Genomic DNA, 16558 nt, shown 5'->3' on the forward strand with positions numbered 1-16558 from the left:
GTCGACGCACCCCGGAACCGATGATCGCCGCCGAGCGACCGCGTCGGCGGGCTTCTGCGTCTAGACGAGTTTCGGGAGCTGGATCGGCTCGGAGAACTTCATCGCATTGACGCTCTGGCGGCATTCCGAGACGCGCGCGCCCGACGCCTGCTCGACGAGCGACACGAAGCCGTGCAGCACCGCTTCCGAGAACGGCGGGGCGCTCATGCGGAAGATCGCGTCGCCGTGCGCGTCGAGCAGCAGCACCGCGGCACCGCCGCCCTGGCCGAGCACCGTCGGGTAGAGCACGACGCCGTGCACGGAGTCGAAGGGCACCGGGCGAGCCCCGGGCAGCGGAACGCGCATGGTGATGCCGGTGCCGGTGATGACGAATGCGCGCAGCGGCAGCACGGCCGCGGCGATACCGAACACGATCGTGCCGACGATGCCGCACCCGTAGGCGAGCACCGTCAGGTTCGCGGGCACCGAGCCCAGCACCGCCATCACGAGCACGGCGATGCTCGCTGCGGCCATCACGATGCTGCCCGCCATCAGGGCCGTGGTGCGCCGCGGATTGCCGCGATACACGCCGGGAGGGAGCGGGGCGGCGGTATCCGCGGCTGAGATGGGGCGGTAGCTCAGGTTCTGCACGGGGCTCAGGCTACCAGCGAACCGAGAGACCGTTCGGGAGCGACCTCTGCGACGTGATTTCGGTCGATGCAGCCGGATCGTCCACGTGGTCGCAATGCTCCTCCACATGGGGAAGCGTTGCATGGGTCGCAGGAGCCTCGGTCGCGGAGTGTCGGTGGCGTGTCACCGGCGTGTCGCGGGGCACCGGTTCGCGGGCCGTCGCCCGCATCTTCGGGTTGCCGTGCCGGTTCCGCGGGGGAGGCCGGGTGGTGTCCGGGGCGGAATGCAAAAGGCTCCTGATCAAGTTATCCCTGATCAGGAGCCTTTCTGTGTCGCATATCCGTTGCGGGGGCAGGATTTGAACCTACGACCTCCGGGTTATGAGCCCGGCGAGCTACCGAACTGCTCCACCCCGCGGCACAAGAAATAACTATACATGGCTTCCGGGTGCATGCCAAATCGGGGTGGAAACGGGGCTGTGGAAACCGCGGAACGCGACCCGCGGGGCTCCAGCAGCATGGGCGCTGCGGCGCAGACGGTGCCGCGGTGAGGAGTGGATGAAGATGATCTTGCACAGAGGGATCGCGCGGCGGCGCCTCTGCCCGAGCCGGGCGATCGCAGTGCTCGCGGTGTTCGCCGTCATGCTCTGCGCGGCGGTGTTCGCGCACGGTGCACCGGCACGGGCGGCGGTGTCGCAGTACACCGTGAGCTTCGGCGGCTGGGTGGTCGGCGGGTTCGTGAGCTCGAACGGCCAGCTCGTCTACTGCGTCGAGCCCGGCGCGTTCGAACCGAGCGGGCCGCAGCATCACCCGGTCGAGGCGACGACGCTGCCCGGTTTCTCGGCGAATCAATCCGACGGGACGGGGTGGGACGGCTGGGTCGCCGGCACTCCGGTGAGCGGCGACGCCCTGCGACGGATGAACTGGCTGCTCACGACCTACGGGCAGACGGCGGACCCGGATATCGCCGCGGCCGTGCAGTTCGCGGTCTGGTTCCTCCGCGAGGACCCCGGTGCGAACGACTGGCTGGTGCACCATGTGCGCTGGGTGCAGGCCCACGGCGGTACCTGGCACACCGATCGGGCGTACGGCATGGTCGACGAGGCCTACGCGGCGGTGGCGGCCAGCATGGCCGAACCGGACGGCGCCGCGTTGTCGATCGCCCTGGGCGAGGAGTTCGCGACCGGAACGGTGGCGTACCCGGCGGGCACGACGCGCGTCGATATCGACGGAGCCGCATTCGATGGCGGCGCCCCGTCGATCGGCGTGGGGCCCGCTGCCGGCCTGGCGGCCTGGCGCGCTGTGCTCCACGAGGACGGCTGGGAGAGCGGGCGCACGGTGCGGACGTCCGGGGAATGGGTGCGCGAGGTGACGGAATGGCCGGCCGCCCTGATGCTGCACACCGCCGTCGTGCCGGGGCAGCAGGCGCTCGGTTCGATGGTCGGGCCGGTCACAGCGAACCGGCAGCTCGTGCTCGAGCCCGCGGAGATCCATATCGAATCGCAGTTCCACCCCGTGCTCGCGACTCAGGTCGAATCGCGCTTCGTGAGTCCCGACGCGGGAAGGTTCGCCGACCGCGTGACCTTCGCCGCGAGCGATGACTCGCCCGCGCCCTGGGCGGCGCGCGGTCTCGCGGACGGGGCCGTCGAATACGCGCCCATCGCGGCGCAGGGCGTGCTCTACGGGCCGTTCGCAGACCCGATCGACACGTCGGACGCCGCGCCGGAGGGCGCCCCGGTCGCGGCCCGGGCGGAGATCATCGCGGACCGCGGCCCCGGAGAATACCTGGCGGTCGCGGACACCGCTCCGCGCGAGGCCGGCTACTACTCGTGGGTCTGGAGCATCGACGAGGCGCTGCAGGCACCGGAGGTGCGCGCGGCGGCCCTGCTGCCCGAGGGGTACCGGTTCACCGACCGCTTCGGCCTCGCCGAGGAGGGGCAGATCGTGCCGATGTCTCTGCGGTGGAGCACGGCATTGGACGAGCAGGAGCTGCCGCTCGACGACCTGGTGCTGCGCGATCGGATGGCGCTCTCCGTGCTCCAGGGATCGTGGCTGAACGATGCGCAGGGCGCCCCGCTTCCGATCGTGCTCAGGTTGACGGCCTACGCGATCGGCACGGAGCCCGAACGCCGGGCCGCGCCTTCCGAAGGAGCGGTCGAAGTCGCCCGCGAACTGGTGACCGTGTCGGCGCCCGGCGAGATCGAGGCGCCGCCCATACCTCTCCCGTTCGATACCCGCGGATGGGTGACCGTGCAGGCGTGCCTGTTCGCGGAAGACCAGAGCGAAGCCGTGCTCGGCCACGTCGAGGAGTGGTGCGACGACTTCGGAGTGCCGGAGGAGACCGCGCGGATCTCGGAACCGGAGGTGAGGACCGAGGCGCAGCCCGAAGCGACCGTCGGCGAGGCCTTCCACGACACCGCCATCGTCGCAGGGAAAGTGCCCGCGGGGGCCGACCTCGGCTTCGTCTACTACCTCGAACCGCGCGCGGGTGCACCGAAATTCGATGCTTCCTGGAATCCGGTGACCGACGAAGAGGGGGCCGCCGCGACGTGGAGCGCCGCCGAGCTGGCCGCACTGTCCGAGGAGGAGCGGTGCCTCGCGCAGCCGGTCGCCGTGACGGCCCGCGTCGCGGTGCCGGGGCCGGGACGCGTCGATTCGCCATCGGTCCTCGCACGGTCGGCCGGGACGGGGTACTGGGTCGAAGACCTGGCGATGCCGCACCCGGAGACCGGCGAGTCCGTTGAACTGCACCGCGGGGCCTGCGGTGTCGCGAACGAACGCACCGTCGTCTCCGAGCGGATCGAGCCCCTGGCCTCCACCGGCGGCCTCGATTCGAGGCTGCTGCTGTTCGGCGCGGCGCCCGTCGCCGGCGCCGGCCTCATCGCACTGCTCGCGGCTCGCAGGCATATGCAGCGCCTGTCCAGTTCACGCAAATGAATTTCATAAGTTCGGTGGGCAGGCTGGTCTCAACGAGGAAGGGAACCGCCGATGAGCACCACCCCCGGACAGGAATCGTCCGCACCGAACCCGAACGACGGCAACCGCGCGGAGCAGGACTCGGGCGTTCAGCCCGAGTCCGCTTCGGCCGGTCTCACCCAGCCGACAGCACCGCTGCCCGACGCTTGGACCCCGGGCCAGCCGGTCGACCCCGCCGCTCCGAACCCGGCCGCTCCGCAGCCCGGCTCCGAGCAGACGTCCGCCGCCGTGCAGCATGCGAACCCGGCAGCGACGCAGCCGGAGTACGCGGCGCAGCAGGCCGGAACCGGTGCGGCGGCGGCCGCGCAGCCGCCCTACATCGCACCGCAGGCGAGCCCGGGCGGCTCTGCGAACCAGGCGCATCCGCGCAGCCGCTCGGGCATGCTGATCACCGGTCTCGCGCTCGGTGCGCTGATCGGCGGAGTGGTCGGCGGCGGCGTCTCGGCGATCGTCTCCTCGAACGTCGCGCAGCCGCAGGCGACCGTGCAGGGCGGCGGCACGCTCACCCTGAGCAACGGGGAGACCGCCACGAACATCTCGGGCGTCGCGGCCGTCGCGACGCCGAGCGTCGTCACGCTCGAGGTCGCGGGCGCCAACTCCGCGGGCTCCGGCTCGGGGGTCATCTACCGCGAAGACGGATACATCCTGACCAATGCGCACGTCGTCACGCTCGACGGAGCCGCCGGAACGGATGCGACCGTGCGGGTGAAGCTCAGCGACGGACGCATCCTCGACGGCGATATCGTCGGAGTCGACCCCTACGCCGATCTCGCCGTGGTCAAGATCGACGCCGATTCCCTGCCGGCGGTGAAGATCGCCGACTCCGACAAGCTCAACGTCGGCGACCTCACGGTCGCGATCGGTGCGCCGATGAATCTCGCCAACACCGTCACCAGCGGTGTGGTCAGCGCGGTCGACCGCGGTATCTCCGTCGGCAGCCCCCTCATCCCGCAGGATCCGGCGCAGGAGGACCAGTCCCAGGACAACGGGGACAACGGCTACGGCTTCCCGTGGGACTTCCGCTTCGGGGTGCCCGACGAGAACGGCGGCGAACAGCAGCAGCAGTCGGGCGGCACGGTCACGCTGCCCGTCATCCAGACCGATGCCTCGATCAATCCGGGCAACTCGGGCGGCGCCCTGCTCAACGGCAAGGGCGAGCTCATCGGCATCAACGTCGCGATCGCCTCGCCGACGAGCGCGAACGGCACTGCCGGCAGCGCCGGCCTCGGCTTCGCGATCCCCTCGAACCTCGCGACGCGCGTCGCCGATGCGCTCATCGACGGCGAGCAGCCCTCGCACGGCCTGCTCGGCGCCTCGATCGCCGATTCCAGCCAGGACACCGACGCCGACGCGAACCACGCCGGCGGTCTCATCGTCGACCTCGCGAAGGGCGGAGCCGCCGAGACCGCGGGGCTGAAGGTCGGCGATGTGGTCACCGCGATCGATGGGACCCCGGCGGCCGACGGCACCTCGGTCTCCGCGCTGGTGCGCATGCACGCCGGCGGGAGCGAGGTCAAGATCGACTACACGCGCGACGGCGTGTCGGGCGAGGCGACCGCCACGCTCGGCCAGCTCGAATGGTAGCGCGCCCGGTGCGCGGGTAGACGCGTGGCACGACGGCGGTGCGGCGACCCGACGGTTCGCCGCACCGCCGTCGTGCTGTAAGTCGGGTGCCCTACAGTAGGTGCAATGAGCACCGGCGAGTCCAGCACGAAGAACAGCAGGTTCAAGAAGCTCTTCTCGCTTCTCGGCTACCTGCTCGCCTTCGTCTGCGCGGTGTTCGTGCCGCGCCGTGAGGGCAGGTGGGCGTTCGGCAGCTGGATCGGCGTCGGCGAAGGCGCCCTCGCCGTCGCGCGCGAGCTCCGGGACAGCGACCCCGACGCGCAGATCACCTGGATCGTCGCCGACGAGGCGGAGGCCGAGCGCGCGGCCGCGGAAGGATTCGCTACCGCGGTGCGCAGCAGCTGGGCCGGGTTCGTCGCGACGATCACCGCCCGGCAGATCGTGATCACCCACGGCTATCGGGATGTGAACCGCTTCGGCATCGCCGGGGCCTCGATCACGCATCTCGGCCACGGAGCCCCGATCAAGAACCTGCACCACCACATCGGTGCGATGACCGACGGCCCGGGCTTCATGAAGTCCGTGCTGCGCCGCGTGTACCGCATCGGCGCCGAGCGCGTCTCGCTCTACGTCGCCGGGTCGGTCACGGTCGCCGAGCGGCTGCGCGAGGCGAACCGCGTCGCGCCGGGCCGGGTGAGCGCCCTCGGCGACCCGCGCGACGACGTGCTGTGCGCGCAGGCGCGGCACCCGCATCTCGCAGCCGCCGCCCGTGCCGAGGTGCGGCGCCTGCTCGGCCTCGCCGAGGAGCGCATCGACCCGGGGGAGCGACCCGAATCGCTCGTGCTCTACGCGCCGACCTGGCGCGACGGCGAAGCGGATCCGGCGGTGCCGACCGCGGAAGAGGCCGAACTGATCCGCGCCGGCCTCGCGGCGCTCGGGGCCAGACTCGTCATCCGCTCGCATCCGATGGGCAGCGGAGCCTACGACGCCGTCTTCGGCGCCTCCGCCGAGGCGAGTCGGGTGCACGCCCTGCCCGCGAAGATCGCCCCGGACATCACTCCGCTGCTCGGCGCATTCGACGCGGTCATCACCGACTACTCGTCGATCGCGATCGACTACGCCCTGCTCGGTCGGCCGATCATCTGGTTCGCCCCCGACCTCGCGCACTACTCCGCGACGCGCGGGCTCTACGAACCGCTGGAGGTGACGGCCGCGGGGCGCGTGCTCGATTCGTGGAGCGCGACGTCGGATCGTCTGGGGGAGGTGCTGCGCCCCGGCGTGGCGGCCCGCGATGCGGCGAGCGAAGCGCGGGCGCTCGCAGCCCGGTTCCACGCGTACCCCGACGGCGGTGCCGCCGCGCGCGTGCTCGCCGAGATCCGCAGGCTCGCGCTCCCCGCGGAGCAGCGCGTCGACGCCGGCGTCTTCTTCGAGAGCTTCGAGGGCCGGCAGGCGGCCTGCAATCCGCTCGCGATCGATGCGGAGATCGTCGAGCGCTTCCCCGACCTGGTGCGCTACTGGAGCGTGACGAGCGAGCGCGTCGCAGTGCCCGCGGGCGCCGTGCCGCTGCTCGTCGGGGGCGCCGACTGGGTCGCGGCTCGAAAGCGAGCGCGCCTCCTCGTCGTGAACGACTGGCTCGGTTCGGGGTTCCGCCGCGGCCGCTCCCAGACCGTGCTGCAGACCTGGCACGGCACCATGCTCAAGCACCTCGCGCTCACCCGCCCGAACACCGGCCTGCAGACGCGCATCGCGACGCGGCGCGAGAGCCGCCGGTGGAGCCTGCTGCTCTCGCAGAACCCGCATTCGACCGCGCAGTTCGCTCGCAGCTACGCCTATCGCGGCGAGATTCTCGAAACCGGGTACCCCCGCGACGATCGTCTCGCGCGGGCGGTCGTGCCCGCGGTGGCGGCCGGGCACGGGCCCGAGCGCATCGACATCGTCGTGGAGGCGGCGCGCCGTGCGCTCGGCATCCCTCAAGGCGCCCGTGTGCTGGCGTACACGCCGACCTGGCGCGAAACTCGGCGCGGGGAGGCGAACGGGCTCGTCGACCTGCTCGACGTGCACGCGCTCGCCGAGGAGCTCGACGCGCCCGGTGATCCCTGGGTCGTCATCGTGCGCGGCCACAGTCGCACCCTCCGCTTCGGCCGCTACCTCGGCACCGATTCCCGCGTCATCGACGTGTCGCGGCACCCCGACATCAACGACGTCATCCTTGCGGCAGACCTGCTCGTCACCGACTACTCGTCGATCATGTTCGATGCCGCGGTCGCCGCGGTGCCGCTGGCGTTCTTCGTGCCCGATCTCCGCGACTACCGGGACCGCGAGCGCGGGTTCACCTTCGACTTCGCAGCGAGCGCGCCCGGGCCGCTGCTGACCACGCGCGCCGAGGTCGTCGCCGCGGCGCGGAACGGGGTGCCGTTCACCGCGGAGTACGCGCAGTGGCGCGAGCGCTTCACGCCGCACGACGACGGGTTCGCCGCCGCGCGGGTGGTCGATGCGCTCGTCGCGCGCGGCGCGCTCGGCTGACGCCCCGGGGCGTCTCCGGACGCTCAGATCCGCGAGCGGTCGACGACCTTTCCCTGGCCGAGGATGCGTCCGCCGCCGAACACGATGCCGCGCAGGAAGCCGGAGCCCCAGCTCACGTGCATGGTCATGAGCGTGGCCGCGGTGAGCAGACGGTCGAGGAATCCCTGCCGTTCGCCGAAGCTCTGCCGGCCGATGCGCAGCGTCGCATAGCCGATACCGAGCAGGTAGAGCGCGGCGGGCACGAGCAGCACCAGCCACAAGGACGCCCACGGCAGCACCCGTGCGATGAACAGCACCAGGGCGACGAGGCTCACGGCGAGGGCGATGACGAGGGTGCCCGGGGCGAAGAAGCGCCACGGATTCGCCCGACCGTATCGGCGCACGAGCACGGCGCGCCAGGTGCCGGTCGCGAAGAACTGCCGGGCGAGGTCGGCGAACGAGGAGCGCGGGCGGTACGTGACGCCGAGCACCGGTTCGAACCAGACGAGGTAGCCGGCGCGCCGGATGCGCAGATTGAGCTCCCAGTCCTCGCCGCGCAGGATTTCGGGGTCGTAGCCGCCGACCTCGTCGAGCGCTTCCCGGCGGAAGATGCCGAGGTAGGCCGATTCCGCCGGCCCCGGGGTGCCGTCGCCGTGATAGGCGCCGCCGCCGAGACCGAACGGGCTGTTGTAGCCGCGCGCGATCGCGCGCTGCACCGCCCCGTCTCCGGCGGCGCGCATGACACCGCCCACGTTCGCGGCGCCTTCGCGGCGGAGCGCTTCGATGCCGCGCGTCGTGTAGTCGGGCGTCAGTTCGGAGTGCGCATCGACCCGCACGATGACCGGGTGGCGGCTCGCCGCGACGGCGTGGTTCAGCCCGTGCGGAATGTCGCGCTCGGGGTTGGGGACGGTGCGTACCCGCGCGTCTTCGGCGGCGAGCGATGCGGCGATCGCGTCGCTGCGATCCCTGGACGGGCCGAGCGCGAGCACGATCTCCTTCTCACCCGCATAGTCCTGCGCGAGGATCGTGCGCACCGCGCGCTCCAGGAAATCCTCCTCGTTGAGCACGGGCATGACATAGCTCACTCCGGGAAGATCCGGCAGCTCGGGGAGGGGGGTGCGCGCCATGCCACGATCCTCCCACACGCCGCACCGGAAGCAGCCGGGAACGGCGCCGGAGCCGGTGCCTGAGGATACTCAGGGGGACCGCACGATATTCTCGAGGGATGCAGATCGTGAAAGATGCCAAGCGCGCGACCCGGCTGGTGAAGCGGGTACTGAAGGGTCGGCGGGCCTACGCCGAACTCATGCGGACGATCGAGCAGCGCGGGCCGCTCACTCCGGGCATGTACCGCGTCGGCGTCTACTTCGCCGATAGCGACGTCAACATCTACCAGATGCGGCAATGGTACGCACCGCTCCAGGAGCTCTCGAAGACCCGCCCGGTGCTCGTCCTCGCACGCAACGCCGCGGGCGCCCGGGCCCTCATGGACGAGAGCGGCCTCGATGTCGCCTTCGTGCGCAAAGTCACCGATATCGAAGACGTCGTCGAGCAGCAGCCGCTCGACGTGATCCTCTACGTGAACCAGAACACGCGCAACTTCCAGATGATGCGCTACGGCCATCGCTGGCACGTGTTCATCAATCACGGCGAGAGCGACAAGATGTACATGACCAGCAACCAGCACAAGGCGTACGACTACGCACTGGTCGCCGGCGACGCCGCACGCGCCCGGCTCTCGCAGGCGCTCTGGGACTTCGACGTCGAGACCCGCACCATCTCGATCGGCCGGCCGCAGACCGATCATCTGAGCGGCGAGCCGCCGTTCGCCCCCGACGGCCGCACCGTCGTGCTCTACGCGCCGACCTGGGAGGGCGACCGCCCGGCCGCCTACTACGGCTCGGTCGCGAGCCACGGCGAAGAGCTCGTGCGGCGCCTGCTCGCCACCGGTCGGCACCGCGTCGTGTACCGGCCACACCCGCGCAGCGGCGTCGTGAACTTCGACTTCGGCGCCGCCAATCAGCGCATCATCGCCATGATCGAAGAGGCCAACCGCGCCGACCCGTCGGCGCAGCACGTCTACGACACCGCCCCCGCGCTCGGCTGGCAGCTCAGCCTGCCCGACGTCGCGATCTGCGACATCTCCGCAATGGTGTACGACCGCCTCGCGACCGGCAAGCCGATCATGGTCACCCGACCCGTCGACCCCGAGGCCGAGATCGATGCCGGCGGCTATCTGAGCGTCTGCGAGTGGCTGCGGGCCGACGACACCCCCGATATCGCGAGCGTGCTCGACCGCGTCATCGGCGACGACGCCGCGCGCGAGCGCCTGGTCGAGTGGTCGAGCCGCTACTTCGGCGACACCGCACCCGGGGCGCCCACCGCGAGGTTCCACGCTGCCGTCGAGACGCTGCTCGCGCGCGCCGACCGGCATCGCGCAGCCGATGCGCGGCGCGGCGCGGCGAACGCAAGCTGACTCGAGCCGCCCCGGGCCTCGCCCGGGGCGCGCCGTCAGGCCGGGTGGTCGGCGTTGTACTGCTCGAGCACGGCGTCGATCGGGCCGTCGAGCACGAGCCTGCCGCTGTCGAGGTACAGCCCGCGCTCGCAGAAGCGCCGCAGATCGCGCTCGTTGTGCGAGACGAGGAAGAGGGTCTTTCCCTCGTCGAGCATCTCCTGGATGCGCTTGTAGCATTTCGCCCGGAACGCCTTGTCGCCGACGGCGAGCACCTCGTCGACGAGCAGTACGGGCTCGTCGAGCTGGGAGACGACGGCGAAGGCGACGCGCACCTTCATGCCGCTCGACAGGTGCTTGAACGGCGTGTCGATGACATCCGACGCTCCGGCGAAATCGATGATCGACTGGAACCGTTCGGAGATCTGCTTGCGGCTGAGGCCGTGCAGCGCCGAGGTCAGCATGACGTTGTCGCGCACGGTGAGGTCTCCCACGAAACCGCCGGTGAGCTCGATGAGCGGGGCGACGCCGCCGAGCACCTCCACCCGGCCCTCATCGGGCAGCAGCACCCCTGCGACGAGTTTCAACAGGGTCGATTTGCCCTGGCCGTTGCGACCGACGACGCCGATGGCCTCGCCCGCCCGCACCGTGAATTCGACGTCGCGCAGCGCCCAGAATTCGCCCGGCATCGCCCGGCGCATCCGCCCGGCGAACAGGTCCTTGAAACTGCGGCGCGAGCCCCGGTTGCGCCGGAAGCGCACGCCGAGCCCCGAGGCGGTGATGATCGGTTCGTTGCTCACGTCACAGCTCCTTCAGCACGCCGCCCACCGAGCGGCGGAAGATGATGATGCCGCACACGAGCAGCAGTGCGGTGATGACCGCGCTCGAGCCGATCAGGCCCCAGTCGAGCTGGTCGGGGAAGAAGCCCGCGCGGAACAGCGAGAAGACGCCCGACAGCGGGTTGAGCCAGGCGAGCGGCGCCGCGAAGTCCGGGAGATCGCCCGCGCCGTAGATGACCGGCGACGCGTAGAAGAGCACGCGCAGCAGCAGTTTCATCGCGCGCTCGAAGTCCCGGAAGAAGACGGTGAGCGGTGCGACGATGAGGCCGATCGCCAGGATCAGCACCGCCAGCAGCAGCACGCCGAGGGGGAAGAGCACGAGCTGCCAGCCGACCGTCGCGCCCGAGGTGATGGCGAAGAGCACGAGCACCGGAATGCTGAGCAGGAACTCGACGCCCTTCGATGCGACGATCCGGCCGATCCAGATCCAGCGCGGCAGCGCGATCGACCGCACGAGCTTCACGTCGCGCAGGAAGGCGCGGGTCGAATCGCTGACCGCGCCGTTGAACCACACCCACGGCAGCATCGCGGTGAGCAGGAAGACGATGTACGGGGTTTCGCCGACCGTGCGCTGGAACACCTGGGTGAAGATGAACCAGTAGATCAGGCTCATGAGCAGCGGGTCGAGGATCGACCAGAGGTAGCCGAGCAGCGACGTCGAATAGCGCACCTTCAAGTCGCGTCGGGCCAGCAGCCACAGCGAAGACCAGGCGCTCGCGCGCCTCGGGGAGTGCTCGGTGGATGAAGTCACGGAATCTATTCTGCCGGTTCCCGCCTGGAGGAAGTACCCGGGGATGTTTTGGTAGATTAGAGGGGTGCCGCCCGAGACCCATTCAACCGCGCCCGCTTCAGCGCCCGATCTGGCGACCCGAGACGCCGATCGAGCCCCGCAGGATCAGCCCGCCGAGACGACCAGCGCCCCTTCGGACCATGCACCGCGCACCGGTCGCATCCAGGTGCCCACGCCGTCGGTCGTCCGTGCGCGCGAGCGCGGCCGCATCGCTGCCCAGAACCCGGTGGTGCTGCGCACCGAACTGCTGACCAAGACGTACGGCTCGCTCGTCGCCGCCAACGAGGTGTCGGTCGACGTGCACGCGGGCTCGTTCACCGGATTCGTCGGCCCGAACGGTGCCGGCAAGACCACGACCCTGTCGATGATCAGCGGACTGCTGCGCCCGACCTCCGGGCGCGTGACGGTGAGCGATGTCGATGTCTGGGCCGACGGCCCCGCCGCCAAGCACCTGATCGGCACGCTGCCCGACCGTCTGCGTCTGTTCGACCGTTTGACCGGTGCTCAGCTGCTCTACTACTCGGGCGTGTTGCAGGGCGTCGAGGAGTCGGTGCTCGCGCAGCGCTCGGGCGAGCTCGCCGAGGCGTTCGGGCTCGAGTCTGCGCTCGGACGCCTGGTCTCCGACTATTCGGCGGGCATGCAGAAGAAGATCGCGCTCGCCTGCTCCATGATCCACGCCCCTGCGGTGCTGGTGCTCGACGAGCCGTTCGAGGCCATCGACCCCGTGTCGGCGTCGAACGTCACCGAGATCCTCGAGAAGTACGTCGCGGGCGGCGGAAGCGTCATCATGTCGAGCCACAGCCTCGATCTCATCCAGCGCATCTGCGACCACGTCTCGATCATCGTCGACGGCAGCGTCATCGCTCAGGGCACGGTCGACGAGGTACGCGACGGCGTCAGCCTGGAGGAGCGCTTCACCCGGTTGACCGGGTTGAACGATGCGAAGAAGGGACTCGAGTGGTTGCACGGCTCTTTCGACTCCGAGTAGCGCTGCTCGGCGGCGGATTCCGGGGGTCGTTCTCGAAGGGCCTGCGCGCCGTGCTGCTGCTGGTCGTGCTCGTCGTCGCGGCGGTCGCGCTCGCGGCGCTGCCCGAACTGCTGATCCACGAAACGGCCGACCGCTCCGTCGTCGACACGGTCATCGGCGGGCTGCTGCTCGTCGGCGTCTTCATCGTCCCGTTCTTCGAGAACCGCCGCCTGCTCGGTTCGCGGCAGTTCGCGCAGTTCCCCGCGGGCTCCGGCTCGGTCGCGTTCTCGCTGCTGATCACATCGGTCGTCACGATCCCGTTCCTGCTGCTGGCCGTCTGGCTCGTCGCGCTCGCGGTGCTGCGCCCCGAATGGCGCGAGCCCGGGTGGGCGGTGCCGGTGAGCTTCGTGCTCGCGGCGCTGCTCGCCATGTGCAGCGTGCGCGTGACGGCCGGCCTCTCGACGCTGCTGGTCGGCGCGCGCCACTCCGGGACGCTGCGCACCATCGGCGCGCTGCTCGCCATCGCCTTCCTGCCGGTCGGCGTGTTCGCGGTGACCACCTCGCTCGTGCCCGGCACGCGGGGCTTCTCGGATGCGGCCGAAGTGCTGTCGTGGACGCCGTTCGGCGCGCCGTTCGCGGCGCTGCCGCTGTTCGCGGCCGGCGACGCACCGGGCGGGTTCGCGCGCCTCGCGATCACTGCCGCCGCAGTCGTGCTGCTCTTCGCTCTCTGGATGCTCATCGCGGCAGTCGCGAACCAGCGCATCGACAAGCCGATCGATCCGGGGGTCGCGCGCAGCGGGCTCGGCTGGTTCGAACGCTTCCGCGCCCGCCCGGCGCAGGCCATCGCCGCGCGAGAGCTCACCTACTGGTCCCGGGATCCGCGATACCGCGTCGCGCTCTTCGCGATCCCCGTCGCACCGGTGATCATGCTGATCGCCTTCTGGGTCGCCGGCGTCGATCTGCATACGCTCGCACTGGTACCGCTGCCCGTCATCCTCCTGTTCCTCGGCTGGTCGCAGCACAACGACGTCGCGATGGATTCGACCGCGATCTGGATGCACGTCTCGAGCGGTACGCGCGGGCGAGCCGATCGCGCCGGGCGTCTCGCGCCGGTCATGATGGTCGGCATCCCGCTCGCGCTCGTCGGCTCGAGCATCACGGTGACGCTGCTCGGCGACTGGCACGTGCTGCCGGCGGTGCTCGGCATGAATCTCGGCGTGCTGTTCGCGGCGTGCGCGTCGTCGAGCGTCTTCTCGGTGATCATGCCCTACCCTGCGACGCGTCCCGGCGACAGCCCGTTCGTGCAGCCGCAATGGTCGGGTTCGGGCTCGGGCCTGTCGCAGACCCTCTCCATGACGGTCGCGCTGCTCCTGTCCGTGCCGGTCGTGTGGGTGTCGATCACGGCGATCGTGCAGGTCGACTTCCTCGACAACCTGTGGGCGCTGCTCGTCGGCGTCGGTTACGGCCTCGGCGTACTGCTGCTCGGGATCCTGCTGGGCGGCTGGCTCTTCGATCGCAGCGCCCCCGAACTGGTGGCGGTCACCCAGGTATTCGACTGATCCGCTCCGGCGGGAAGGCGTACAATCGCGGTATGGGAATCTTCACGCGGAACGACTCGGAGCCCGCTGGCGGCGGCACGGACGTGCTCGATCGCGAACTCGAGAAGCTGCTCGAGGATGCGCAGATCGAAGACGGCGATCACGAGCGCTTCTCGCACTACGTCCCGAAGGACAAGATCCTCGAATCGGCGATGACCGGCAAGCCCGTGAGCGCGCTCTGCGGCAAGAAGTGGACGCCCTCGCGCGACCCCGAGAAGTTCCCGGTCTGCCCCGACTGCAAGAAGGTCTACGAGCGCATGAAGAAGTGACGGACGCGGTCCGTCATCCTGCGCGAGCGCAACGAGTCGCAGGATCCCCGTCAGCGGTCCCCGGTGCGGGGGAAGCAGCGACCGGGAGTCGCGAGACGCTCATCCGGGACGGACCGTCCCGTCCTCGCCGATCACCTCGAGCGGACCCTCCTCGGGCGTCGGCGGCTCGAACCTCTCGAAGTACTCGGTCGCCGTCTGCGGGGTGAGCGGCCAATCGTCCGCCCATCTGCCGTGCCGGTCGCCGACCCGGCTCAGGATGGTCTCGAGAGGCGTCGCGATGTAGACGGTGTCCGGCACGATGCCCCGGGGCGCGAGCAGCGCGCGGTACTCATCGCGCTGCCGCCGGAACCAGAATCCGAAGTCGAGCACGACATCGTTCCCCGCCGAGATCTCGCGCATCAAGCGCGCCCGCAGATCCGCCGCCACCTCGGCGACGGTCTCGGCGGAGGGCATCGTCGTGACTCCCCGATCCCAGAACTCCACCTCGAACGACAGGCGCATCCAGCCCTCGCGCTCCAGACGCTTGGCGTAGGTGGTCTTCCCGGCTCCGCCCGGCCCGCACATCATCACGACGCGGGAGCCCGGAGTCCCGTTCGCCATCATCCGGTCCGGAGCGCGCTCAGCGGTACTCGGTCGGAATCGCGGGGTCGCCCCGGGTGAGGCTCATCGCGACGGCCGGCAGTTCGGAGATGCAGGCGCGATGGCGTTCGCGGGCGGCGGCGATCCCTGCCGAGCCGAGATGCTCGGGACGCACCGAGCCGGCTTCGACGAGCGGCACCAGCACCTCTCGACTGCGCGCCTCGAACTCGACGCCCTCGGCCTCGCCCGCGGGGCCGTCGCCCAGGAAGAGCATCTCGGCCTCGGCGGTGCCGCGGGAGTTCAGGCGTCGGCGCACGCTCTTGCGGCCGCCGACGGAGGCCTTGTCGGCCGACTTCTTCGCGACCGACACCCACTCGCCCGCGCCGTTCTCGTGCGCGACGAGCTTGTAGACCATGCTCATGGTCGGCGTGCCCGAACCGGTGACGACCGAGGTGCCGACGCCGAAGCTGTCGACGGGGGAGGCGGCGAGGGCCGCGACGGTGTGCTCGTCGAGATCGTTCGTGACGGTGATGCGGGTCTGCGTGGCGCCGAGCTCGTCGAGCAGGCGGCGCACGCGCCCGACGACGACCGGTAGATCGCCCGAGTCGATGCGCACCGCGCCGAGCCCCGTGCCGGCGACCTCGATCGCCGTGCGCACGCCCTGATCGATGTCGTAGGTGTCGACGAGCAGCGTGGTGCCGGTGCCGAGGGCCGCGACCTGCGCGGCGAACGCCTCGCGCTCGGAGTCGTGCAGCAGCGTGAAGCTGTGGGCCGCGGTGCCCATGGTGGGGATGCCGTAGGTGCGGCCGGCCTCGAGATTCGACGTGGCGCTGAATCCCGCGATGTAGGCGGCACGGGCCGCGGCGACGGCGCTGTGCTCGCCGGTGCGGCGCGACCCCATCTCGGCGAGGGGCTTGCCCTGCGCGGCGAAGACCATGCGCGATGCGGCGGTCGAGATCGCGGAGTCGGCGTTCAGGATGCTGAGCGCGAGGGTCTCGAGCAGCACGCCCTCGGCGAAGCTCGACTCGACGACGAGGATCGGGGAGCCCGGGAAGAAGGCCTCGCCCTCGGGGTAGCCCCAGATATCGCCGCTGAAGCGGAAATCGGCGAGCCAGTCGATCGTGCGGTCGGTGACGATGCGCTGCTCGCGCAGATACTCGAGCTCGGCATCGCCGAAGCGGAATCGCTCGATCGCTTCGAGCAGGCGGCCGGTGCCGGCGACGACGCCGTAGCGCCGGGCGCCCGAGAGCCTGCGGGCGAAGAGTTCGAACACGCTGCGCCTGTGGGCGGTGCCCGCGCCGAGCGCGGCATCGACCATGGTGAGCTCGTAATGATCGGTGAGGAGAGCCGTCGAGGTGTGCACACGCTCAGTGTAGTGCGAGCGGCCCCGCCGGGCACCGCGGGGCGCCCCGCCG

The 16558-nt window shown here is 70.5% G+C and carries 13 protein-coding genes and 1 tRNA gene; 7 read left to right on the forward strand and 7 right to left on the reverse strand.

From position 1 onward, the window contains the following. Window positions 1-60: 60 nt before the first annotated feature. Together NHL51_RS12155 and NHL51_RS12160 are read right to left on the reverse strand one after the other, a co-directional pair. Window positions 61-630, reverse strand: a complete 570-nt coding sequence (locus NHL51_RS12155; protein WP_434144140.1) for a hypothetical protein — start codon at window positions 628-630, stop codon at window positions 61-63. A 322-nt stretch (window positions 631-952) separates the two neighbouring features. Further along, window positions 953-1026: transfer RNA gene (locus NHL51_RS12160), tRNA-Met, on the reverse strand. A gap of 140 nt (window positions 1027-1166) precedes the next feature. Between NHL51_RS12160 and NHL51_RS12165 the strand changes: the two genes are divergently transcribed. The 3 genes from NHL51_RS12165 (at window position 1167) to NHL51_RS12175 (ending at window position 7670) form a co-directional block, all read left to right on the forward strand. Continuing rightward, complete coding sequence (locus NHL51_RS12165) at window positions 1167-3545, forward strand: hypothetical protein (RefSeq protein ID WP_434144141.1); 2379 nt, start codon at window positions 1167-1169, stop codon at window positions 3543-3545. A 51-nt stretch (window positions 3546-3596) separates the two neighbouring features. Then, window positions 3597-5168 (forward strand): S1C family serine protease, encoded by a 1572-nt coding sequence (locus NHL51_RS12170; RefSeq protein WP_434144143.1) that lies wholly within the window; start codon window positions 3597-3599, stop codon window positions 5166-5168. A gap of 105 nt (window positions 5169-5273) precedes the next feature. Further along, window positions 5274-7670, forward strand: coding sequence for a CDP-glycerol glycerophosphotransferase family protein (locus tag NHL51_RS12175; RefSeq protein WP_434144145.1), 2397 nt, complete (start codon window positions 5274-5276; stop codon window positions 7668-7670). Window positions 7671-7693: 23 nt separating this feature from the next. On the opposite strand, the gene NHL51_RS12180 is transcribed toward NHL51_RS12175, so the two are convergent. Beyond that, window positions 7694-8776, reverse strand: coding sequence for a glycosyltransferase family 2 protein (locus tag NHL51_RS12180; RefSeq protein ID WP_434144146.1), 1083 nt, complete (start codon window positions 8774-8776; stop codon window positions 7694-7696). A 98-nt stretch (window positions 8777-8874) separates the two neighbouring features. On the opposite strand from NHL51_RS12180, the gene NHL51_RS12185 reads away from it, so the two are divergent. Beyond that, window positions 8875-10125: a CDP-glycerol glycerophosphotransferase family protein gene (locus tag NHL51_RS12185; RefSeq protein WP_434144147.1), complete on the forward strand. Its 1251-nt coding sequence runs from the start codon at window positions 8875-8877 to the stop codon at window positions 10123-10125. Between the two features lie 35 nt (window positions 10126-10160). Here the strand turns inward: NHL51_RS12185 and NHL51_RS12190 are convergent, their stop codons facing one another. Beyond that, window positions 10161-10901, reverse strand: coding sequence for an ABC transporter ATP-binding protein (locus NHL51_RS12190; RefSeq protein ID WP_434144149.1), 741 nt, complete (start codon window positions 10899-10901; stop codon window positions 10161-10163). Window position 10902: 1 nt separating this feature from the next. After that, complete coding sequence (locus tag NHL51_RS12195; RefSeq protein WP_434144150.1) at window positions 10903-11691, reverse strand: ABC transporter permease; 789 nt, start codon at window positions 11689-11691, stop codon at window positions 10903-10905. A gap of 64 nt (window positions 11692-11755) precedes the next feature. Here NHL51_RS12195 and NHL51_RS12200 point away from each other — a divergent pair, with 64 nt between their 5' ends. From NHL51_RS12200 to NHL51_RS12210, 3 genes are read left to right on the forward strand one after another with little or no spacing between them, the layout of a single operon-like run. Further along, the gene (locus tag NHL51_RS12200; RefSeq protein WP_434144151.1) at window positions 11756-12718 is read left to right on the forward strand and encodes an ABC transporter ATP-binding protein; all 963 of its coding nucleotides are present in this window, start codon (window positions 11756-11758) and stop codon (window positions 12716-12718) included. Further along, window positions 12688-14256 carry a hypothetical protein gene (locus NHL51_RS12205; RefSeq protein WP_434144152.1) on the forward strand — a complete coding sequence of 523 codons (1569 nt, stop codon included), beginning with the start codon at window positions 12688-12690 and terminating at the stop codon, window positions 14254-14256. Before NHL51_RS12200 ends, NHL51_RS12205 begins: the two co-directional genes overlap by 31 nt. Before the next feature lie 32 nt (window positions 14257-14288). Further along, window positions 14289-14564, forward strand: a complete 276-nt coding sequence (locus NHL51_RS12210; protein WP_434144154.1) for a DUF3039 domain-containing protein — start codon at window positions 14289-14291, stop codon at window positions 14562-14564. Window positions 14565-14663: 99 nt separating this feature from the next. Here NHL51_RS12210 and NHL51_RS12215 read toward each other — a convergent pair whose 3' ends face one another. After that, window positions 14664-15164 (reverse strand): AAA family ATPase, encoded by a 501-nt coding sequence (locus tag NHL51_RS12215; RefSeq protein ID WP_434144156.1) that lies wholly within the window; start codon window positions 15162-15164, stop codon window positions 14664-14666. A 19-nt stretch (window positions 15165-15183) separates the two neighbouring features. After that, the gene (locus NHL51_RS12220; RefSeq protein ID WP_434144157.1) at window positions 15184-16506 is read right to left on the reverse strand and encodes a nicotinate phosphoribosyltransferase; all 1323 of its coding nucleotides are present in this window, start codon (window positions 16504-16506) and stop codon (window positions 15184-15186) included. Window positions 16507-16558: the final 52 nt, after the last annotated feature.

Origin of the sequence: Leucobacter sp. gxy201 (assembly GCF_051043335.1) — a bacterium.
Classification (GTDB): domain Bacteria; phylum Actinomycetota; class Actinomycetes; order Actinomycetales; family Microbacteriaceae; genus Leucobacter.

Coding starts and splice junctions, on each gene's coding strand:
- NHL51_RS12185 (WP_434144147.1), top strand. CDS start 8,875: ATGCAGATCGTGAAAGATGCCAAGCGCGCGACCCGGCTGGTGAAGCGG.
- NHL51_RS12180 (WP_434144146.1), bottom strand. CDS start 8,776: ATGGCGCGCACCCCCCTCCCCGAGCTGCCGGATCTTCCCGGAGTGAGC.
- NHL51_RS12165 (WP_434144141.1), top strand. CDS start 1,167: ATGAAGATGATCTTGCACAGAGGGATCGCGCGGCGGCGCCTCTGCCCG.
- NHL51_RS12175 (WP_434144145.1), top strand. CDS start 5,274: ATGAGCACCGGCGAGTCCAGCACGAAGAACAGCAGGTTCAAGAAGCTC.
- NHL51_RS12215 (WP_434144156.1), bottom strand. CDS start 15,164: ATGGCGAACGGGACTCCGGGCTCCCGCGTCGTGATGATGTGCGGGCCG.
- NHL51_RS12210 (WP_434144154.1), top strand. CDS start 14,289: ATGGGAATCTTCACGCGGAACGACTCGGAGCCCGCTGGCGGCGGCACG.
- NHL51_RS12170 (WP_434144143.1), top strand. CDS start 3,597: ATGAGCACCACCCCCGGACAGGAATCGTCCGCACCGAACCCGAACGAC.